Source organism: Vreelandella populi (assembly GCF_003989825.1).
In the GTDB taxonomy this organism is placed as follows: Bacteria; Pseudomonadota; Gammaproteobacteria; order Pseudomonadales; family Halomonadaceae; genus Vreelandella; species Vreelandella populi.
This window is the reverse complement of sequence record NZ_RZHE01000002.1, coordinates 100,538-117,631: the sequence shown is the minus strand read 5'-3', so window position 1 is coordinate 117,631 and position 17,094 is coordinate 100,538. Positions and strand designations below refer to the sequence as shown.

The 17,094-nt window shown below is 53.4% G+C and carries 13 protein-coding genes; 4 read left to right on the top strand and 9 right to left on the bottom strand.

Annotated elements, in window-relative coordinates; translation table 11 throughout:
• Positions 1-601: 601 nt before the first annotated feature.
• The 3 genes from gdhA (at position 602) to ELY25_RS00475 (ending at position 3,198) form a co-directional block, all read left to right on the top strand.
• Complete coding sequence (gene gdhA, locus ELY25_RS00485; protein ID WP_126949351.1) at positions 602-1,954, top strand: NADP-specific glutamate dehydrogenase; 1,353 nt, start codon at positions 602-604, stop codon at positions 1,952-1,954.
• A 151-nt stretch (positions 1,955-2,105) separates the two neighbouring features.
• Positions 2,106-2,519 (top strand): nucleoside diphosphate kinase regulator, encoded by a 414-nt coding sequence (gene rnk / locus ELY25_RS00480; RefSeq protein ID WP_126949350.1) that lies wholly within the window; start codon positions 2,106-2,108, stop codon positions 2,517-2,519.
• Positions 2,520-2,688: 169 nt separating this feature from the next.
• Entirely contained in the window at positions 2,689-3,198 is a 510-nt protein-coding gene (locus ELY25_RS00475; protein ID WP_126949349.1) for an REP-associated tyrosine transposase, read from the top strand.
• Positions 3,199-3,963: 765 nt separating this feature from the next.
• Here ELY25_RS00475 and cysQ (ELY25_RS00470) read toward each other — a convergent pair.
• The 8 genes from cysQ (ELY25_RS00470) to ELY25_RS00435 all read right to left on the bottom strand — a co-directional run bounded on the left by cysQ (ELY25_RS00470) (position 3,964) and on the right by ELY25_RS00435 (position 14,146).
• Entirely contained in the window at positions 3,964-4,722 is a 759-nt protein-coding gene (gene cysQ, locus ELY25_RS00470) for a 3'(2'),5'-bisphosphate nucleotidase CysQ (RefSeq protein ID WP_126949348.1), read from the bottom strand.
• A gap of 84 nt (positions 4,723-4,806) precedes the next feature.
• Positions 4,807-5,661 carry a UTP--glucose-1-phosphate uridylyltransferase gene (locus tag ELY25_RS00465; RefSeq protein ID WP_126949347.1) on the bottom strand — a complete coding sequence of 285 codons (855 nt, stop codon included), beginning with the start codon at positions 5,659-5,661 and terminating at the stop codon, positions 4,807-4,809.
• Between the two features lie 24 nt (positions 5,662-5,685).
• Positions 5,686-7,359 carry a glucose-6-phosphate isomerase gene (gene pgi / locus ELY25_RS00460; protein ID WP_126949346.1) on the bottom strand — a complete coding sequence of 558 codons (1,674 nt, stop codon included), beginning with the start codon at positions 7,357-7,359 and terminating at the stop codon, positions 5,686-5,688.
• A 390-nt stretch (positions 7,360-7,749) separates the two neighbouring features.
• A complete protein-coding gene (pgm, locus tag ELY25_RS00455) occupies positions 7,750-9,327 on the bottom strand; it encodes a phosphoglucomutase (alpha-D-glucose-1,6-bisphosphate-dependent) (protein WP_126949345.1) in 1,578 nt (525 codons plus the stop codon).
• Between the two features lie 369 nt (positions 9,328-9,696).
• Complete coding sequence (cysQ, locus tag ELY25_RS00450; protein WP_126949344.1) at positions 9,697-10,470, bottom strand: 3'(2'),5'-bisphosphate nucleotidase CysQ; 774 nt, start codon at positions 10,468-10,470, stop codon at positions 9,697-9,699.
• A 107-nt stretch (positions 10,471-10,577) separates the two neighbouring features.
• The gene (gene cysN, locus ELY25_RS00445) at positions 10,578-12,482 is read right to left on the bottom strand and encodes a sulfate adenylyltransferase subunit CysN (RefSeq protein WP_126949343.1); all 1,905 of its coding nucleotides are present in this window, start codon (positions 12,480-12,482) and stop codon (positions 10,578-10,580) included.
• Complete coding sequence (cysD, locus tag ELY25_RS00440; protein ID WP_126949342.1) at positions 12,482-13,384, bottom strand: sulfate adenylyltransferase subunit CysD; 903 nt, start codon at positions 13,382-13,384, stop codon at positions 12,482-12,484. The genes cysN and cysD overlap by 1 nt, the downstream gene beginning before the upstream one ends.
• 36 nt (positions 13,385-13,420) lie before the next feature.
• The gene (locus tag ELY25_RS00435; protein ID WP_126949341.1) at positions 13,421-14,146 is read right to left on the bottom strand and encodes a helix-turn-helix domain-containing protein; all 726 of its coding nucleotides are present in this window, start codon (positions 14,144-14,146) and stop codon (positions 13,421-13,423) included.
• A gap of 185 nt (positions 14,147-14,331) precedes the next feature.
• On the opposite strand from ELY25_RS00435, the gene ELY25_RS00430 reads away from it, so the two are divergent.
• Positions 14,332-16,059: an SLC13 family permease gene (locus ELY25_RS00430; RefSeq protein WP_126949340.1), complete on the top strand. Its 1,728-nt coding sequence runs from the start codon at positions 14,332-14,334 to the stop codon at positions 16,057-16,059.
• A 24-nt stretch (positions 16,060-16,083) separates the two neighbouring features.
• Here ELY25_RS00430 and galE read toward each other — a convergent pair whose 3' ends face one another.
• A complete protein-coding gene (galE, locus tag ELY25_RS00425) occupies positions 16,084-17,079 on the bottom strand; it encodes a UDP-glucose 4-epimerase GalE (protein WP_126949339.1) in 996 nt (331 codons plus the stop codon).
• Between the last annotated feature and the right edge of the window lie 15 nt (positions 17,080-17,094).

Below are 17,094 nucleotides of genomic sequence, written 5' to 3'. Positions count from 1 at the left end.
GAGGCACGAGCGCATGAGGCACCTGCGGGAGGCGGCTGCCAAGCCGCCCCGGCCGTGCCACTGAAACCGTGTTTTTGCGCCCCACTACCCAACCCCAGCAGCGCTAGCCGCGCTGCTCCCGCGGGTGCGCTGGCGCTTACCACGCGCTACGGGTATAGCACCTGATTCGAACCTGTAGCGCGTGGTAACGAATCGCGAGGCACGAGCGCATGAGGCACCCGCGGGAGGCGGTTGCCAAGCCGCCCCGGCCGCGCCACCTATCTATGATTGCATCCCACCACCCAACTCCGGCAGCGCTAACCGCGCTGCTCCCGCGGGTGCGCTGGCGCTTACCACGCGCTACGTAGCACCACGCCATATTCGATCTAGACGTGAATGGTGCGGTGACTTACCCACCACGTTTTCGTTTAAATATCGTTAAATGAATTTTCGTATTTTTTTCGCTTTTACAAAAACGTTTACTACTTTCGTCTAGTTCAATTGTTTTTTTACGCTATTACAAACCGGCATAGGGTATGCAAGAAAACGCTTCGGCAGTTAAATAATGCCAAAGGCTGGCCAGCCAAGAACTTAATCTGTCATCTAACCGGTAGTTACCCCAATGCCCTACGTTCACGATACCCTGACCCGCTTACAGCGCAGCAGCCCGGCGCAAGCCGAATTCTACCAAGCCGCTGAAGAAGTGCTCGAATGCCTGCGCCCACTCTTTGAGCGCTACCCGCATTATCATGACCACAGCATCATCGAACGCATTGTTGAGCCTGAACGTCAGATTTTCTTTCGCGTCAGCTGGATAGATGATGCCGGGCGCGTACATGTCAACAAGGGCTATCGTGTTCAATTTAATTCCGCGCTTGGCCCTTACAAAGGCGGGCTGCGCTTTCACCCCAGCGTCACGGCGGGCACGATCAAGTTTTTGGGCTTTGAGCAGATCTTCAAGAACGCACTTACCGGCCTGTCCATCGGCGGCGGCAAAGGCGGTGCTGACTTCGATCCCAAAGGTAAATCAGACAACGAGATAATGCGCTTCTGCCAGGCATTCATGACCGAGTTGCATCGGCATATTGGCCCTACTTGCGATGTGCCGGCAGGTGATATTGGCGTTGGCGGCCGTGAAATCGGTTACCTGTTCGGCCAATACAAGCGTCTTACCGGCCGCTATGAAGGTGTGCTGACCGGTAAAGGCTTAAATTGGGGCGGATCACTCGGCCGTAAAGAAGCCACTGGCTACGGCGCCGTTTACTTCGCTCAAAACATGCTGGCTGCTCGTAACGAAGACCTTACAGGTAAGACGTGCTTGGTATCCGGGGCGGGTAACGTAGCCATTTACACCATTGAAAAGCTTTATGAGCTAGGCGCTATTCCCGTTACCTGCAGCGACTCTCGCGGCACGATCCATGACCCAAGCGGCATCGACCTTGAGCTTCTTAAACAACTCAAGGAAGTGAAGCGTGTCTCGCTTGAAGAGTATATAAACGAGCGCCCTGGCGCACACTACATCTCTACCCAGGATTATCCTGAAAATGGCCATGCGGTTTGGCGTATCAAAGCCGATGCGGCTTTCCCTTGTGCAACGCAAAATGAGCTCACGAAATCTGACGCTGAAACGTTACTGGCTAATGGCGTGCGCTGTATAAGTGAAGGCGCCAACATGCCCTCCACCACAGAAGCGGTTGATCTCTTCTTGGAAGCGCAGATTGCCTATGGCCCGGGCAAGGCCGCCAACGCAGGCGGGGTAGCAACCAGCCAGCTGGAAATGGCTCAGAACAGCAGCATGGAGCAGTGGCCGCTTGAAAAGGTGGATGACAAGCTCAAGGAGATTATGGCCAACATTTACCAGCAGTGCGCCACCACGGCTGAAGAGTTTGGCGATCCGACCAATTTGGTATTGGGGGCTAATATTGCCGGTTTCCGAAAAGTGGCGGATGCCATGATCGAGCAAGGAGTAATGTAATCGCCTTCCAATGACAGATCGCTTACACTGGCCTTGGCGAACAGTCCTCCCTTCTGGGGAGGGCTGTTTTTATTGGTAGGTACAAAAACCGTTTATTTATCATTTAATCAAAGTATATGTTTGATTTTATTGCTTTCTAAGGAGAGTAAAAATGGAGCAGCGTCCTCCGATCATTATTAACCGTCTCGATGCCGAACGCCTGCAGCGTTTGATCGATAACGCGACGGACAAAGAGCTGGCCGTAGCCGAACTGCTCGAAGAAGAGCTGATGCGTGGCGAAGTGATTGACCCGGAGCTGATTCCGGATAACGTCGTGAGCATGAATAGCCAGATTCGCTTTACCGACCTGACACGCGGGCGTCAGATGATTCGTACGCTGGTGTACCCGCATGCGATGGACTCTGTCGAAGATGCCATCTCTGTCATGGCGCCGATTGGCGCAGGCTTGATTGGCCTCAAGATCGGCGATGTCATTCACTGGCCTATCCCCAATAACGCGGTCGTACAGCTACGCGTTGACGCCATACTTTGGCAACCCGAACGCGAAAAGCAGTTTCATCGTTAAGCGTTATCTAACCCGAGCAGCGCTATGCGTGCTGTTTCCGCGAGTGGCGGCGTTAAGCCGCCCAGCCCCACTATCCAGCCCACTGCGCATGCCCGTAAAGATGAAGTATCCTTCGTAAACCATTATCCTGAAGCCTCAACATACCTGATATTTATGAAAAGAGGCAGCGATGGCGACGTATCGAAGAGCACATATTCCCGGAGGTACCTACTTCTTTACCGTTGTTACCTATGCCCGCCAACCACTGCTTGCTGACCCCTTAAACGTCAACACCCTTGGTCGCGCCTTTCGCCGAGTACGCGACGAGCAGCCCTTCACTATGGACGCGTTTGTACTGCTTCCCGATCATCTTCATTGCATTTGGACCCTGCCAGAAAGCGATACGGATTATTCATCGCGTTGGAGAGATATCAAAAAATACGCATCGAAAGAGTTTCTCCTTCCCCCAGGTAGCCAAAGCATCTGGCAACGCGGGTTCTGGGAGCATGTCATTCGCGATGAAAACGACTGGCAGCAGCATGTTGATTACATTCACTACAACCCGGTAAAACATGGCTGGGCCAAAGCGCCAGGCGAATGGAAGTGGTCAAGCTTTCATCAGTGCGTGGAGAAAGGATGGTATGACAAGGAATGGGGTCAACAGAACGCGCCAGACGTTGCCCAGATGGATTGGGAATAGCATCACGTTAGGGTGAATCGTATTACGTTGGAGCACCCGGCCGTGCCATGCATGCTTATGCACCACATCACCTAACCCCGGCAGCGCTGGCGCGCTGCTCCCGCGGGTGCGCCTGGCGGCTTACCACGCGCTACGGGTATGGCACCTGATTCAAACACACGTAGCGCGCGGTAACGAATCGCGAGGCACGAGCGCATGAGGCACCCGCGGGAGGCGGCGCCAAGCCGCCCTGGCCGTGCCACCCAGCGCATGCTTTTGTGCCGCTCCACCTAACCCCAGCACCGCTGTGCGCTGCTCCCGCGGGTGCGCCTAGCGGCTTACCACGCGCTACGGGTATGGCACCTGACTCGAATACCCGTAGCGCGTGGTAACGAATCGCGAGGCACGAGCGCATGAGGCACCCGCGGGAGGCGGCGGCAAGCCGCCCTGGCCGAGCCACCCAATGCATGCTTTTGTGCCGCTCCACCTAACCCCAGCACCGCTATGCGCTGCCCCCGCGGGTGCGCTGGCGCTTACCACGCGCTACATATGTATCACCAGGCTGGAATCCGGCGAAGAACCTGTAGCGCGTGGTAACGTTTTGCGAGGTACGAGCAAATAAGGCACCCACGGAAGGCGGCTGTTAAGCCGCCCTGGCCGCGCCACCGAAACTGGGCTTTTGCGCTTCACCATCAAACCCGGCAGCGCTGGCGCACTGCTCCCTCGGGTGCGCCTGGCGGCTTACCACGCGCTACGTGAATATCACTCCGAGGGACATTTGCGGTGTTAATGCCCCCATGCAACAAAATTAGGGTTAAGGGTTTTAGCAGGGTTAGCATAGCTTAATGGCGTGCCGGCCATGGTCACCACTCTCCCGCCCGCTTGCTCAACCACTGCTTGGGCGGCGGCGGTATCCCACAGGCTGGTGGGGCCTAAACGTGGATACACATCGGCACTTCCTTCGGCGATGAGGCCAAACTTCAACGAGCTGCCCACGAGTCGCGTCTCATGCGGGCCTAATTGCTTTAACCAGCTCTCCAGATAGGCGTTGGCATGGTAACGGCTACCCATCACACGCCAGTGATTTCCCTTATCTGGTTTACCGGCAACATGAATAGCCTGTCGTCCGTACTCATCAACCCTGAAAGCTCCTATCCCGTTGGCTGCGATATACGCCACGTTGAATACCGGCGCCAGCACGACGCCCAGTATCGGTTTACCGTTCTCAATAAGTGCGATATTTACGGTGAATTCATCGTTACGCTTCACGAACTCTTTCGTGCCATCGAGCGGGTCAACCAGCCAGTAACGCCCTTGAGCGTCAGGGCCTGCAAAACTCTCACCCCCTTCTTCAGAAAGAATAGGAATCGACTCTGGAAGCGCTTTGAGCCCATCTAGAATAACTTGATTTGCTGCATTATCCGCAGTGGTTACCGGGCTGTTATCAGCCTTGATATCAACCTCGAAGTCCTGGGCATAGATACGCAGGATTGCCTCACCCGCCTCGCGAGCAATATCCAGCACCTGGGCCAGCAAGTAATCCATAAAATCCCTAACGTCAAAGCGATGTTTAAAAAAGCAAGAAGCCGCCTACGCAGGCGGCTTCTTGGTCACACTACCGGGCAGCTCTTAGAGATTATACCCAGCCTCACGCGCCAGGGTATTATTCGCCTGCAGCCAGCCTTCAATATGGCCGCAGTCAAAGGTGCGCCCTTGCATACGGAAGGCCTGAACCTGCTGGCCTTCCTGCATCAAGCGGTCAATCGCATCGGTCAGCTGAATTTCATTGCCGGCACCGGGGGGCTGGTCACGCAGAAGCTCCATAATCCGGTACGGTAGAATGTAGCGGCCAATGACCGACAACCGCGAAGGCGCTTCTTCGGGCTTGGGTTTTTCAACGACGCCGCGCATATCGGCACTTTCGCCTGCGCTGGGCTCGTCGCAATCCACAATGCCATACCGGTAAACCTCTTCTTGAGGCACCGCTTCCACCATAATTTGCGCGGCATTGCTGGCGTTCCAAAGCTCCACCATACGGCCTAGGTCACACGTATTACCGTTAGCCTGAGGCTTCACCAGTACATCCGGCAGAATTACCGCAAAGGGCTCGTCTTTACCCAGCAAATGCGCGGCACAGAAAACGGCATGACCCAGGCCCTGGGCATTAGGCTGACGAACACTGGTAATTTTGAGCTCTGGCGGGGCAATAGCTGCAAGCGTTGCCAGCAAGGCGTCTTTGCCTTTACTGGCCAGTGAATCTTCAAGCTCGGCATGGGCATCAAAATGATCTTCAATTGCCGATTTCCCTGTACGAGTCACCAGCACAATTTCATTAATACCAGCTGCCAATGCCTCTTCTACCACATGCTGAATAAGCGGGCGGTCAACGACAGGCACCATTTCCTTGGGAATTGCCTTACTGATCGGCAATAACCGCGTACCAAAACCGGCGACTGGAATAATCGCTTTGCGTACTTGGGTCATTCCTTGCTTCCTTATTTCGTTACGTTACTGGCGCCACTCGTTAATCTTACACAGCAGCTGTTCTGTACTGGGATCTTTTACATTGTTATGGCCAAGCGTTTCGCCTGCAAGCATTTCATAGAGGCTGGTGGCCAATTGCTTGCCAAGTTCCACCCCTGGTTGATCAAAAGGGTTAAGGTTCCAAAGCACCGATTGTACGAACACCTTGTGCTCATAAAGCGCCAACAACGCCCCGATGCCCCACGCGTCCAGCTCTTTAAGCAACAGTAGCGAATTGGGATGGTTACCACGATACCCTTGTGCCATATGACCACGAAGAGAGGCAGGAATGGCATCATCGCCCAGCGCGAAAAGCTGCGATTGCGCCAGGCAGTTGGCAAGCGTCAACTGCTCTTGAGCACATAGCGCACTACTTACTTCATCGGTCGCCACAACGTCACGCTTGGCAACGGCCACGAAGTCAGCGCTTACTGTATGCCCACCCTGGTGCAGCAGCTGATAGAACGCATGCTGCGCGTTGGGCCCCACATCTCCCCACATAATAGGGCACGTGGCATGGTTAACGGAGCGCCCGTCCAGACCCACACTTTTACCGTTGGATTCCATCTCCAGCTGCTGCAAATACGCAGCCAAACTCTTCAATCGACCATCATAGGGAAGTACCGCATGGGTCGGAATATTCAAAAATTGGCAGTTCCAGGCACCCACCAGTGCCAGCAAGGTAGGTAGATTCTCCTCAAGCGGGGCATCCAGGAAGTGCTGATCCATGTCATGGGCACCCGCTAACAGGGCGTTGAACTGCTCCATGCCCAGTTGCATGGCCACGCTTACCCCAATGGGCGTCCAAAGCGAGAAACGCCCGCCAATCCAGTCCTTGAATACCAACTGATGAGCTTTAGGAATGCCGAATTCGGTCATTTTTTCAGGCTTGGAGGACACGCCAACCAGCTGGTGATGGCAGATAGTGGATATATCTATTTCCAACGCTTCGCTTAGCCAAGCAAGCGCCGTTCGCACGTTAAATTGGGTATCAGCGGTGGTAAAGGACTTGGAGGCTAATACCAGAAGTGTAGTGGCCGGGTTTAAGCACTCCATCAACGGCAAGAGCTGGGCGCCGTCCATGGTAGAAACGTAATGGACACTGAGTTTTTGATGACTTGGGCGATCAGCCAGCGCTTCACTGATCAGTTTTGGCCCTAAATCAGAGCCACCCACACCAATATGCACCACATCGGTAATGGCCTGCCCTGTTGCCCCAAACCAGCGCCCTTCGTGGACACGCGAGACCATGTCGGCTAAGCGTAACTGTTGCTGCTGGCAAAACGCGGCCGCTGCTTCCATGCCTTTCGGCGGCGTTTTATGTTTAGGCCAGCGGGCAGCCATATGAAGCGCTTCGCGACGTTCAGAGGTATTTACCTTCTGCCCTGAAAAAAGTGCCTGACGCTTTTCTTGCAGCCCGCAACTATGTGCCCAATCAATCAATAACTTAAGCGTGTGGGGGGTAATCCGCTGTTTGCTGATATCCACATGCAGTGAGCCAAACGTGAACGCTAATGCGCTCGCGCGCTGCTGGGCGGATGATGAATCGCACCCCAGCAAATCGCTCAGAGAGTGCGCCTGGAGCTGCTCTGCGTGAGCATATAATGCATTAACCGGCGTATAAGTGCGGGGAGACCGAGAGAGCGTTGATGAGTTCATAATTTCATCCCTGAAAGCAAAGGCCAACTGACTCAACCATTAGGTTAAAGCAATCTTTACGCCACTTTCTAACACTGTTTACATAGCTTTACAATATATCGAAACAGTAAGTTCTGCGTAGGCACAAATGTTAAAGATACATAGCGCATCGTAATTAGCAAGCCGGTGTCCCCCTCCATAAAACCGGAGATAACACCATGAACCGCTCTGCAAATGCCCAATACTGCACGATGCTTTGGAACCGAACCACTGTTACATATGTATCTTTTAATTACCAAATATTACAATATACGCGCGCATTACTTCCTTTTAATGACACCGCAGACCCTAGCAACGCGAAGCCCCCGTGGGCGGCCTCGCGTGTACAGCGACACAAGGATTATTAATACATTATTCTTTCAATACGCTTGAAAGCAGTGCGCCAGCGCTTTCAATCAACGCATCTAAATGTTCAGGGCCCTTGAAGCTTTCGGCATACACTTTATAAAGCGATTCCGTACCGCTGGGGCGGGCAGCAAACCAGCCGTTTTCTGTGGTCACTTTAATCCCCCCAATGCTTGCTCCATTACCGGGTGCTGCGACCAGTACGGCAGTAATGGCATCGCCAGCCAATTCCTGGGCAGTAACACTTTCGCTATCAAGCTTTTTGAACGCTGCCTTCTCTTCGGGCGTGCAGGCGGTATCCACGCGCTTATAGAAAGGCTCACCAAAGCGCTGCGTTAACTCGCGGTAATACGTGCTGGGTGTTTTCCCCGTTACCGCCAGAATTTCGGCTGCGAGCAGGCAAAGCACAATGCCATCTTTATCGGTCGACCACGCCTTCCCATCACGAGTCAGAAGGCTGGCGCCCGCACTCTCCTCGCCACCAAACGCCAGCCAACCTTCATGAAGCCCCTCTACAAACCACTTAAAGCCTACGGGCACTTCATAAAGCTCGCGCTCGTGGGAAGCCACTACCCGATCGATCATGGAAGAGGATACAAGCGTCTTACCAATTTTAAGCGACGCCGCCCACTCAGGCCGATGGCTCATTAGATAATCAATACACACGGCTAAAAAGTGGTTGGGGTTCATCAAGCCGTTGGCATCCACTATGCCGTGGCGGTCGGCGTCTGGGTCGTTGCCAAACGCTACATCGAAGCGGTCCTTGATGTTTAACAGATTCGCCATTGCCGCCGAGCTTGAGCAATCCATACGGATTTTGCCATCGTGATCCGGCGGCATAAATGCAAATGCCCCATCAACCTCAATGTTGACCACTTCAAGGGCAAGCTCATAGTGCTTCGCAATCGCCTGCCATACCGGCAGCGCCGTACCGCCCATGGGGTCAGCCCCCAAGGTTAAACCTGCGCGCTGAATAACCTGCATATCCACTACGTTATTAAGGTCAGCGACATAGTGAGCGGTAAAATCGTATTCTTGTGCGTGGGCAAGCGCTTCTTCGTTGGAGACAAGCGACACATCGTTAAGCTCGCGCAGCAGATACGCATTAGCGCGCAGCTCTATCCAGGAAGTGGCATCCGTATCCGCCGGCCCCCCGTGGGAAGGGTTGTATTTGATGCCCCCATCTTCAGGCGGGTTGTGCGAAGGTGTAATAATCAACCCATCAGCTAACGCTGAGCTTGAAGCGTTGTGCTGCAAAATGGCGTGGCTCACCAAGGGGGTCGCGGTATAGCCGTGATCTTTTTCGATCAGCACCGGTACATTATTGGCAGCCAGTACTTGAAGCGCACACTCCCAGGCAGGCCTGGAAAGCGCATGGGTATCAAAGCCGAGGAAAAGCGGGCCTTGATAGCCGGCTTCAGCACGGTAATCCACCACGGCCTGAGTGATCGCGTAGATATGGGATGCGTTAAAAGTGCGCTCGGTGGCGCGGCCACGGTGGCCGGAGGTGCCAAACGTCACGCGCTCTTTAACCACGTTGGCGTTCGGCTTTTCATCAAAAAAGGCTTTCACACTAGCTTCCATACAGATCGCTCCCTTGTAAACTTAATCACCGCCCTGCCGAGCCTGCCAAAACATGCTGCAATTACAAGTCACCGATACGTCGAGCATCTATCGCAGCCTGCCAAGCCATATGGGCGATTATTTGTAGATTGTTCAATAACTACCTTAAAGCAGCCTGCCACGCGGCGGGAAAATCTTCCACCAGCAAGCCACTCTCACCGTACGAACCGCTATCTACAAGGATAGCGGTTTGAATAAATACCCACGCCCCACTGCAGCATATCAAAAAAGTCTAATAAACGACTTACCCTGATTAAATGGGATTTCTAAAAGCACCGCCACACCTGCCTCGCCGCATCTAGCGACGAATGCACCAAGGTGTTTGAGCCTTTAATATCCCCATACAATAAAGTAAGGATTCAGCTTTTCACCAGGTGTCGCATAACTGAGTGGCGCGCCTTCCAGCGTTTCTACTTTCCCCCCAGCCTGGAGTATCACCGCATGCGCGGCACCCGTATCCCATAAACAAGTGGGGCCTAAACGAGGGTAAGCATCAGCCTTGCCTTCTGCTATCAAGCATAGCTTTAGTGAACTACCCATAGGCAGCATCTCATGCTTACCCAACTTTTCTAACCACGCGGCCAAATCGGGGCTTGGGTGAGAGCGGCTGCCAACAACGCGCCATGTAGCATCTGCGCCTGGTTTACCTGCCACTTCAATCGCATGGCGCTGGCCGTCCGCTTCAACCTTGAACGCGCCCAAGCCTTCGGCAGCCACGTACGCCACATCCAGCGCCGGCGCGGTAACAACCCCCAGCACCGGTTTACCCTGTTCAATCAAAGCTATATTAACGGTGAACTCACCATTGCGCTTGATGAATTCTTTAGTACCATCCAATGGATCTACTAACCAATAGCGGCCATCGCTATCCACACCCGTAAAGCCATCTGCGTCTTCTTCCGAAAGAATAGGAAGCGTGACGGGAAGCGACTGTAAACCACGCATAATCACATCATGAGCGGCTTTATCGGCCTCGGTCAGCGGGCTTTTATCTTCCTTTTCTTCAACGCTAAACTCGCGGGCATAAACGCTCATAATGGCATCACCCGCTTCACGGGCAATACGTTCAACGGCATCCAGTAGTGCTTGATCAATAAGTGCCATATTCTAACCCTTCCATAAGACCCAGCCCCGAAGGCCTAGCCCTTGCATAAAAAAAGCTGCCAGGCAGGAGCCAATGTAGCCCTTGTCTGACAGCTCAAGCCTTCAATTTAACTGATCATTCCGCGCTCACGCAGTGCGGCAATAACGGTATCAGCTGCCTCTTCCGCATTCATTTCAGATGTTTTCAAATGAACATCCGGCGCTTGCGGGGCTTCGTAGGCAGAATCAATACCCGTGAAGTTTTTAAGCTCCCCACGACGGGCCTTTTTGTACAGCCCCTTAGGGTCACGCGCCTCAACGACATCCAGCGGTGCATCGACAAATATTTCGATAAATTCGCCGTCTTCAAGTAGATCACGCGCTAACTGCCGCTCGCTACGGAAGGGTGAAATGAATGCCGACATCACAATTAGCCCGGCATCGACCATCAGCTTCGCGGTTTCCGCGACACGGCGGACGTTTTCTACGCGGTCGGCATCCGTGAAGCCCAAATCGCGATTTAGGCCATGGCGCACATTATCGCCATCCAGCAAATAGGTATGCTGCCCGCTACTAAACAGCTTTTTCTCAACCAAATTCGCAATAGTCGACTTACCCGCGCCAGAAAGGCCCGTGAACCAAAGCACAGCGGGTTTTTGCCCTTTCGCTAACGCACGCGCCTGCTTATCAATATCCACATGCTGCATATGAATATTTTGGCTACGACGAAGCGCAAAGTGGAGCATTCCCGCCCCTACCGTATTATTGGTCATACGGTCGATCAGAATGAAGCCGCCGGTATCATGGTTGTCTTTATAAGCATCAAAGGCAACGGCACGGTTAAGGCTGATGGTACATACCCCGATGCCGTTCAAATCCAGCTGTTTACCGGCCATATGTTCCAGGGTATTCACGTTCACCTGGTACTTGATATCGGTCACGGTCGCCGAAACTGTCTGGGTGCCTATTTTCATCAAATAAGGCCGACCCGGTAACAACGGCGCCTCATGCATCCACACTAACGTTGTTTCAAATTGATCAGCCGTGTGAGCGGGCTGTTCCACGCCGGAAATCACGTCGCCACGGGAAATATCAATTTCGTCTTCCAGCAGCAGCGTAATCGATTGCCCTGCCACCGCTTCATCCAAATCACCATCATAGGTGTAAATACGTGAAACAGTGCTGGTGTTACCCGAAGGCTGCACGCGAATCTGGTCGCCTGGACGAATTACGCCGCTGGCAATCATGCCGGTAAAGCCGCGGAAATCCAGGTTGGGACGATTCACCCACTGCACCGGCATACGGAAAGGTGAACGCTGAAGGTGCTCTGCATCAAGCTCGACCGTTTCCAGATAGCCCAGCAGCGTAGTGCCGTGGTACCACGGCATTTTGGCGCTATGCTCAATGACGTTATCGCCCTTCAGCGCCGACATGGGAATGAAAGTGATATTTTCCAAACCGAGCTGTTTGGCAAAGGCACGGTACTCTTCAACGATCTCATCAAAACGCGCTTTGGAGTAATCGACCAGATCCATCTTGTTAATGGCCACCACCAAATGGCGCATGCCCATTAACGACATCAAAAAGCTATGGCGGCGGGTTTGGGTCAAAATACCGTAACGCGCATCAACCATCAAAATAGCGGCATCGGCAGTAGAAGCCCCCGTGACCATGTTACGGGTGTACTGCTCATGCCCTGGGGTATCCGCCACGATAAACTTACGCTTCTCGGTCGAGAAGAACCGGTACGCTACATCAATGGTAATGCCCTGCTCGCGCTCGGCGGCCAGGCCATCCACCAGTAGCGCAAAATCCATTTCGCCGCCTTGGGTGCCGTACTTTTTCGAGTCGGCTTCAATCGCCGCCAGCTGGTCTTCGAACAGCAGCTTCGATTCAAACAGCAAGCGGCCAATCAGCGTACTTTTACCGTCATCCACGCTTCCGCAGGTAATAAAGCGCAACAAGCCTTTATGCTCGTGAGCTTTCAGGTAACCTTCGATATCGTCAGCAATCAGGTCAGATGAGTGAGTCATTAAAAATACCCCTCTTGCTTTTTCTTCTCCATGGAAGCCGCACTGTCGTTATCGATCACTCGACCCTGGCGTTCCGATGTTTTGGTCAGCAGCATTTCTTGAATAATCGCCGGTAGCGTATCGGCTTCAGACTCGACAGCCCCCGTAAGCGGATAGCATCCCAACGTCCGAAAACGCACTTTACGCATCATGGGCACTTCACCTGGCTCTAACGGCATACGCTCGTCATCCACCATGATCAGCGCGCCATCGCGCTCGACGACAGGACGCTCGGCCGAGTAGTAAAGCGGCACAATGGGAATATTTTGCAGATGGATGTACTGCCATATATCCAACTCGGTCCAGTTGGATATCGGGAAGACGCGGATCGACTCTTTGGGATGCTTACGCGTGTTGTAAAGCTTCCAGAGTTCGGGCCGCTGGTTTTTCGGGTCCCAGCGGTGCTGCGCTGTACGGAACGAAAAAATACGCTCTTTGGCGCGGGATTTCTCCTCATCCCGGCGGGCGCCGCCAAAGGCCGCATCAAAGCCGTACTTGTCCAACGCCTGCTTCAGGCCCTCGGTTTTCATCACATCCGTATGAATGGCCGAACCGTGGGTAAACGGGTTGATATCTTTCTCAATGCCTTCCGGGTTGATATGGACCAGCAAATCCATACCAATCTCTTCCGCCATCTTGTCGCGGAAGTCATACATGGCGCGGAACTTCCAGCGTGTATCAACATGCAGTAGCGGAAACGGCGGAGGTGAAGGCGCAAATGCTTTGCGTGCCAAGTGCAGCATAACCGCCGAATCTTTACCGACGGAATAGAGCATTACCGGGTTTTCAGCCTCGGCGACCACTTCGCGCATGATCTGAATGCTTTCCGCTTCCAGTCGTTGCAAATGGGTGAGTGATGTCATCATCTGTCCCAACGTAAGGTGAAAAGTAAGTAAGTGCTAGGAAGCCACGCCACTATCGGCAGGCACTTGCACTAACCAAAACATCGTCTGTTGCGCCAACCAAGCCGTGACTTCCGGACTGGCTGAAAACCAAGCGCCATGGAATACCAAGGCGACAGGCCCTTTACTACTCAGTGCCCGCATAGCGGTTAAATAATCACTCGCCATGGGCGGATGCTGATAACAACGCATCCACAACCGGCCACGTGGGCCATGCAAATAGAGTTGGTAAACCAACCGATGTGGATGTACCACTTTGCGTACACCGCCCTGCCAACGTTGCTCGGCTTGCTTCAGCTTGGCAAACAGGGGAGCAACCGATTGCCCATACCACCGCCCCCGCTGCGAACGTTGTTTCGCCAACGCATCCAGTGGCCATGGCTCGTGCTTTAACCCTTCACTTTCCCACCAGTGCTCAATAGCACGCTGGGTTAACTCAATGCCGTGCTCATCGCCCAAGTAAGCAGCCAGGCTGGCGCTGCTCCAACCCGGCTGATCAGCGGCAGGACCGGCATAAAGCGCATCCCAAAGCAGCTGCTGAACGGTTGCATCCAGTACGTTTGCCTGCCCCTTCAACCGACCGCGAGGCCGCACTGGCACCGCCGCCCAGCCACCCTCACGAAACGCCTTCCAAGCCGCCGATACCGTAGGGGCGGAAAGCCCAGTTCGCTGACTTACAGCTGCCACCGTCAATCCATCCAAACGCAATTTCACGGCGAGCATACGACGCTCATTAAGCTTTTCAGGCGATAAATGTTTAATACTCAAAATTAAAGTTAATTACCTGAAATTTAAGGAATTATAAAAGAATAAATGATGCTTAAAAAAACAATCATTAGACACTATCATAAAAGCTTGCGTAAAATCCAGATAGTGAGTTACATATTTTAACACTTGTAAGGACCAACATGATCCCTTGGGCCGTTTTATCTTCCATCGTCATATTGTTAGCGTTGCTAATTAGTGGGCGCGTTAAGCCCGCCATCGCCTTTGTCACGTTGGCCGGGATTTTTTTGCTGCTCGGTTTTGTCGATACCACCACCTTGCTGACGCAATACACCAACCCCGCGCTCGCCACGTTGTTACTGCTGCTGCTGGTGTCATTAGCCCTTGAACGCTCTCCCCTGCTGGACTGGCTATCGCGCCACTTATTAAAAGGCCACCCGCGGCTTGCCACGGCACGCTTAATGGGCAGCACCGCAGTGCTCTCCGCGTTTTTAAATAACACGGCGGTGGTCGCTGCCTTTTTAGGGGCTATTTCACGCCAGCAGCGCATCGCCCCCTCTCGGCTGTTAATCCCGCTTTCTTATGCATCCATTCTGGGCGGCATTACCACACTGGTCGGCACGTCCACCAATCTCGTGGTGAATTCGTTTAATTTAAGCGCCAGTGGCAGTGAGCTAGGTATGTTCCAGTTCAGCCTGGTGGGCGTGCCGGTAGCGCTGATAACCCTGTGCGTACTGATGTGGCGCGCTAACGCCCTGCCGCACCACCGGCTGGAAGACACTAAAGAAAAACTTTCGTACTTCTTGGCCGCCGATTTGGAAGCAGACTCGCCCATGATCGGCAAAACTATTGAAGAAAACGGCCTGCGCAGCCTGGATGGACTCTATTTACTGGAAATAGAGCGCCAAGGGCGGCTGATTAGCCCCGTGGCACCCGGTGAGCAACTGCTGGCTAATGACACGCTGGTATTCACAGGAGAGGTGGGCAAGGTGCAAGCCCTGCAACGCTTTCCGGGGTTACAGCTTTTTGGCCATCAGGCCGATAACCTGCTGGCAACCAACTTGGTAGAAGTGGTGATTTCCCACGAATCCGAGCTTTCAGGTAAAACCTTGCAGGACGTGGATTTTCGAAGCATGTTCAGTGCGGGGGTAGTGGGTATACGGCGGGGGGAAAAACGTTTGGAGGGGCAATTAGGAAAAATACCGCTTCGCGTGGGGGACTGCTTGCTGCTAGCGGTAAGCGCTGACTTCCGTCAGCATCGCAACCTGGACCGCAACTTCCATTTGCTAAGCGGCAGTTTTACCAGGCCACCGTTGAGCACCAAGGAAAGCCTCTTCACCGTGGGCGGGTTTTCAGCAGTGATCGGCCTGGCCACTGCTAATGTGCTGCCGCTATTTCACGGGCTGTTGATACTGATGGGCGGGCTGCTGCTGTTGAAAGTGCTCAGCCTGGCGGAGCTACGCCGCCGTTTTCCGTTTGAGCTATGGCTAATTATTGGTTCAGCGTTAGCCATTGCCCAAGCGCTGGAAAACTCAGGGGCAGCGGGCCTTTTGGCCAGTGGTATGCAATACTTGTTCAGCGGTTATGGTATTTATGCCGCCTTTATCGGCTGCTACCTGTTAACGCTTGTACTCACGGAAACGGTGACCAACAACGCTGCGGCTGCCCTGGCATTTCCAGTCGCGTGGAGCACCGCCAATGCGTTTGGCGCCGACCCACTGCCCTTTGTCATGGCCGTAGCGTATGGCGCCAGTGCGTGCTTTTTCATTCCGTTTGGCTATCAAACTCATTTGATGGTCTACTCGCCCGGCCGTTACCGCATCACTGACTTTTTAAGAATTGGCTTACCTGTCAGTACAGTCTATTCCGCGGCGGTATTAATCATCACGCCGTGGGTATTTCCGTTTTAAACAATGACAAAGCACAATGTAATTTTAGCCAATACGAGCTAATTTCTTTTCCCACGCCCAGGCATGACGAATAATAGTGGGCAGGTCTGCATATTGGGGCTGCCAACCCAGCTCACGCTTGGCCAATGTCGCGTCGGCTACCAGCCGTGCCGGGTCTCCGGCGCGTCGTTCGCCCTCTTCTACCTTCAAGCTATAGCCATCCTCTGCTACCACTCGTTGAACAGCATCTATAACCTGCTGCACCGAATAACCTAAACCGTTGCCAAGATTAAAGCCCAAAGCACCGGACTGATCTCCGTTCACAAGCGCTTGTAAAGCTAAAGCATGCGCTGAACAGAGATCTTCGATATGGATGTAATCGCGAATACAGGTGCCATCTTCAGTCGCGTAATCTCGCCCAAACACAGTAATTGACTTGCGACGTCCAGATGCCGCTTGCAAAATTAAAGGAATCAGGTGCGTTTCAGGGTCATGGCACTCCCCAATCTCCCCTTCCGGGTCAGCTCCACAGGCATTGAAATAGTGTAAACAAACTGAATTAAGACCGTGAGCGCTGGCGTAATCCTTCAATATCCGCTCAATCATCAACTTACTGGCGCCGTATGGGTTAATCGGTTGCTGGGGGTGCGCCTCATCAATAGGTACGTACTCCGGCTCACCAAATGTCGCCGCAGTAGAGGAAAAAATGAAATGGTTGACGTTGTGGCGAACCATAACGTCCAGCAGGTTTAACGTATTGGCAACGTTGTTACGATAGTATTTGCCCGGCTTATTGACGGATTCGCCCACCAAACTACAAGCTGCAAAATGCATAACGCCTTCGAAGCGGTGTAAGGCAAATAGATCTTCGACAAGTGCCGTATCAGCCAGATCTCCAACGACCAGCTCGCCATAGCGTGCTAACTCTCGAAAGCCGGTGCTCAGATTATCCAGCACGATAATCTCATGCCCTTGGCGATTAAGCTGTTTCACCATATGTGAGCCAATATATCCGGCTCCGCCTACTACTAGTAACTTCATACCATACCAACCATT

Coding starts and splice junctions, on each gene's coding strand:
- gdhA (WP_126949351.1), top strand. CDS start 602: ATGCCCTACGTTCACGATACCCTGACCCGCTTACAGCGCAGCAGCCCG.
- rnk (WP_126949350.1), top strand. CDS start 2,106: ATGGAGCAGCGTCCTCCGATCATTATTAACCGTCTCGATGCCGAACGC.
- ELY25_RS00475 (WP_126949349.1), top strand. CDS start 2,689: ATGGCGACGTATCGAAGAGCACATATTCCCGGAGGTACCTACTTCTTT.
- cysQ (WP_126949348.1), bottom strand. CDS start 4,722: ATGGATTACTTGCTGGCCCAGGTGCTGGATATTGCTCGCGAGGCGGGT.
- ELY25_RS00465 (WP_126949347.1), bottom strand. CDS start 5,661: ATGACCCAAGTACGCAAAGCGATTATTCCAGTCGCCGGTTTTGGTACG.
- pgi (WP_126949346.1), bottom strand. CDS start 7,359: ATGAACTCATCAACGCTCTCTCGGTCTCCCCGCACTTATACGCCGGTT.
- pgm (WP_126949345.1), bottom strand. CDS start 9,327: ATGGAAGCTAGTGTGAAAGCCTTTTTTGATGAAAAGCCGAACGCCAAC.
- cysQ (WP_126949344.1), bottom strand. CDS start 10,470: ATGGCACTTATTGATCAAGCACTACTGGATGCCGTTGAACGTATTGCC.
- cysN (WP_126949343.1), bottom strand. CDS start 12,482: ATGACTCACTCATCTGACCTGATTGCTGACGATATCGAAGGTTACCTG.
- cysD (WP_126949342.1), bottom strand. CDS start 13,384: ATGACATCACTCACCCATTTGCAACGACTGGAAGCGGAAAGCATTCAG.
- ELY25_RS00435 (WP_126949341.1), bottom strand. CDS start 14,146: ATGCTCGCCGTGAAATTGCGTTTGGATGGATTGACGGTGGCAGCTGTA.
- ELY25_RS00430 (WP_126949340.1), top strand. CDS start 14,332: ATGATCCCTTGGGCCGTTTTATCTTCCATCGTCATATTGTTAGCGTTG.
- galE (WP_126949339.1), bottom strand. CDS start 17,079: ATGAAGTTACTAGTAGTAGGCGGAGCCGGATATATTGGCTCACATATG.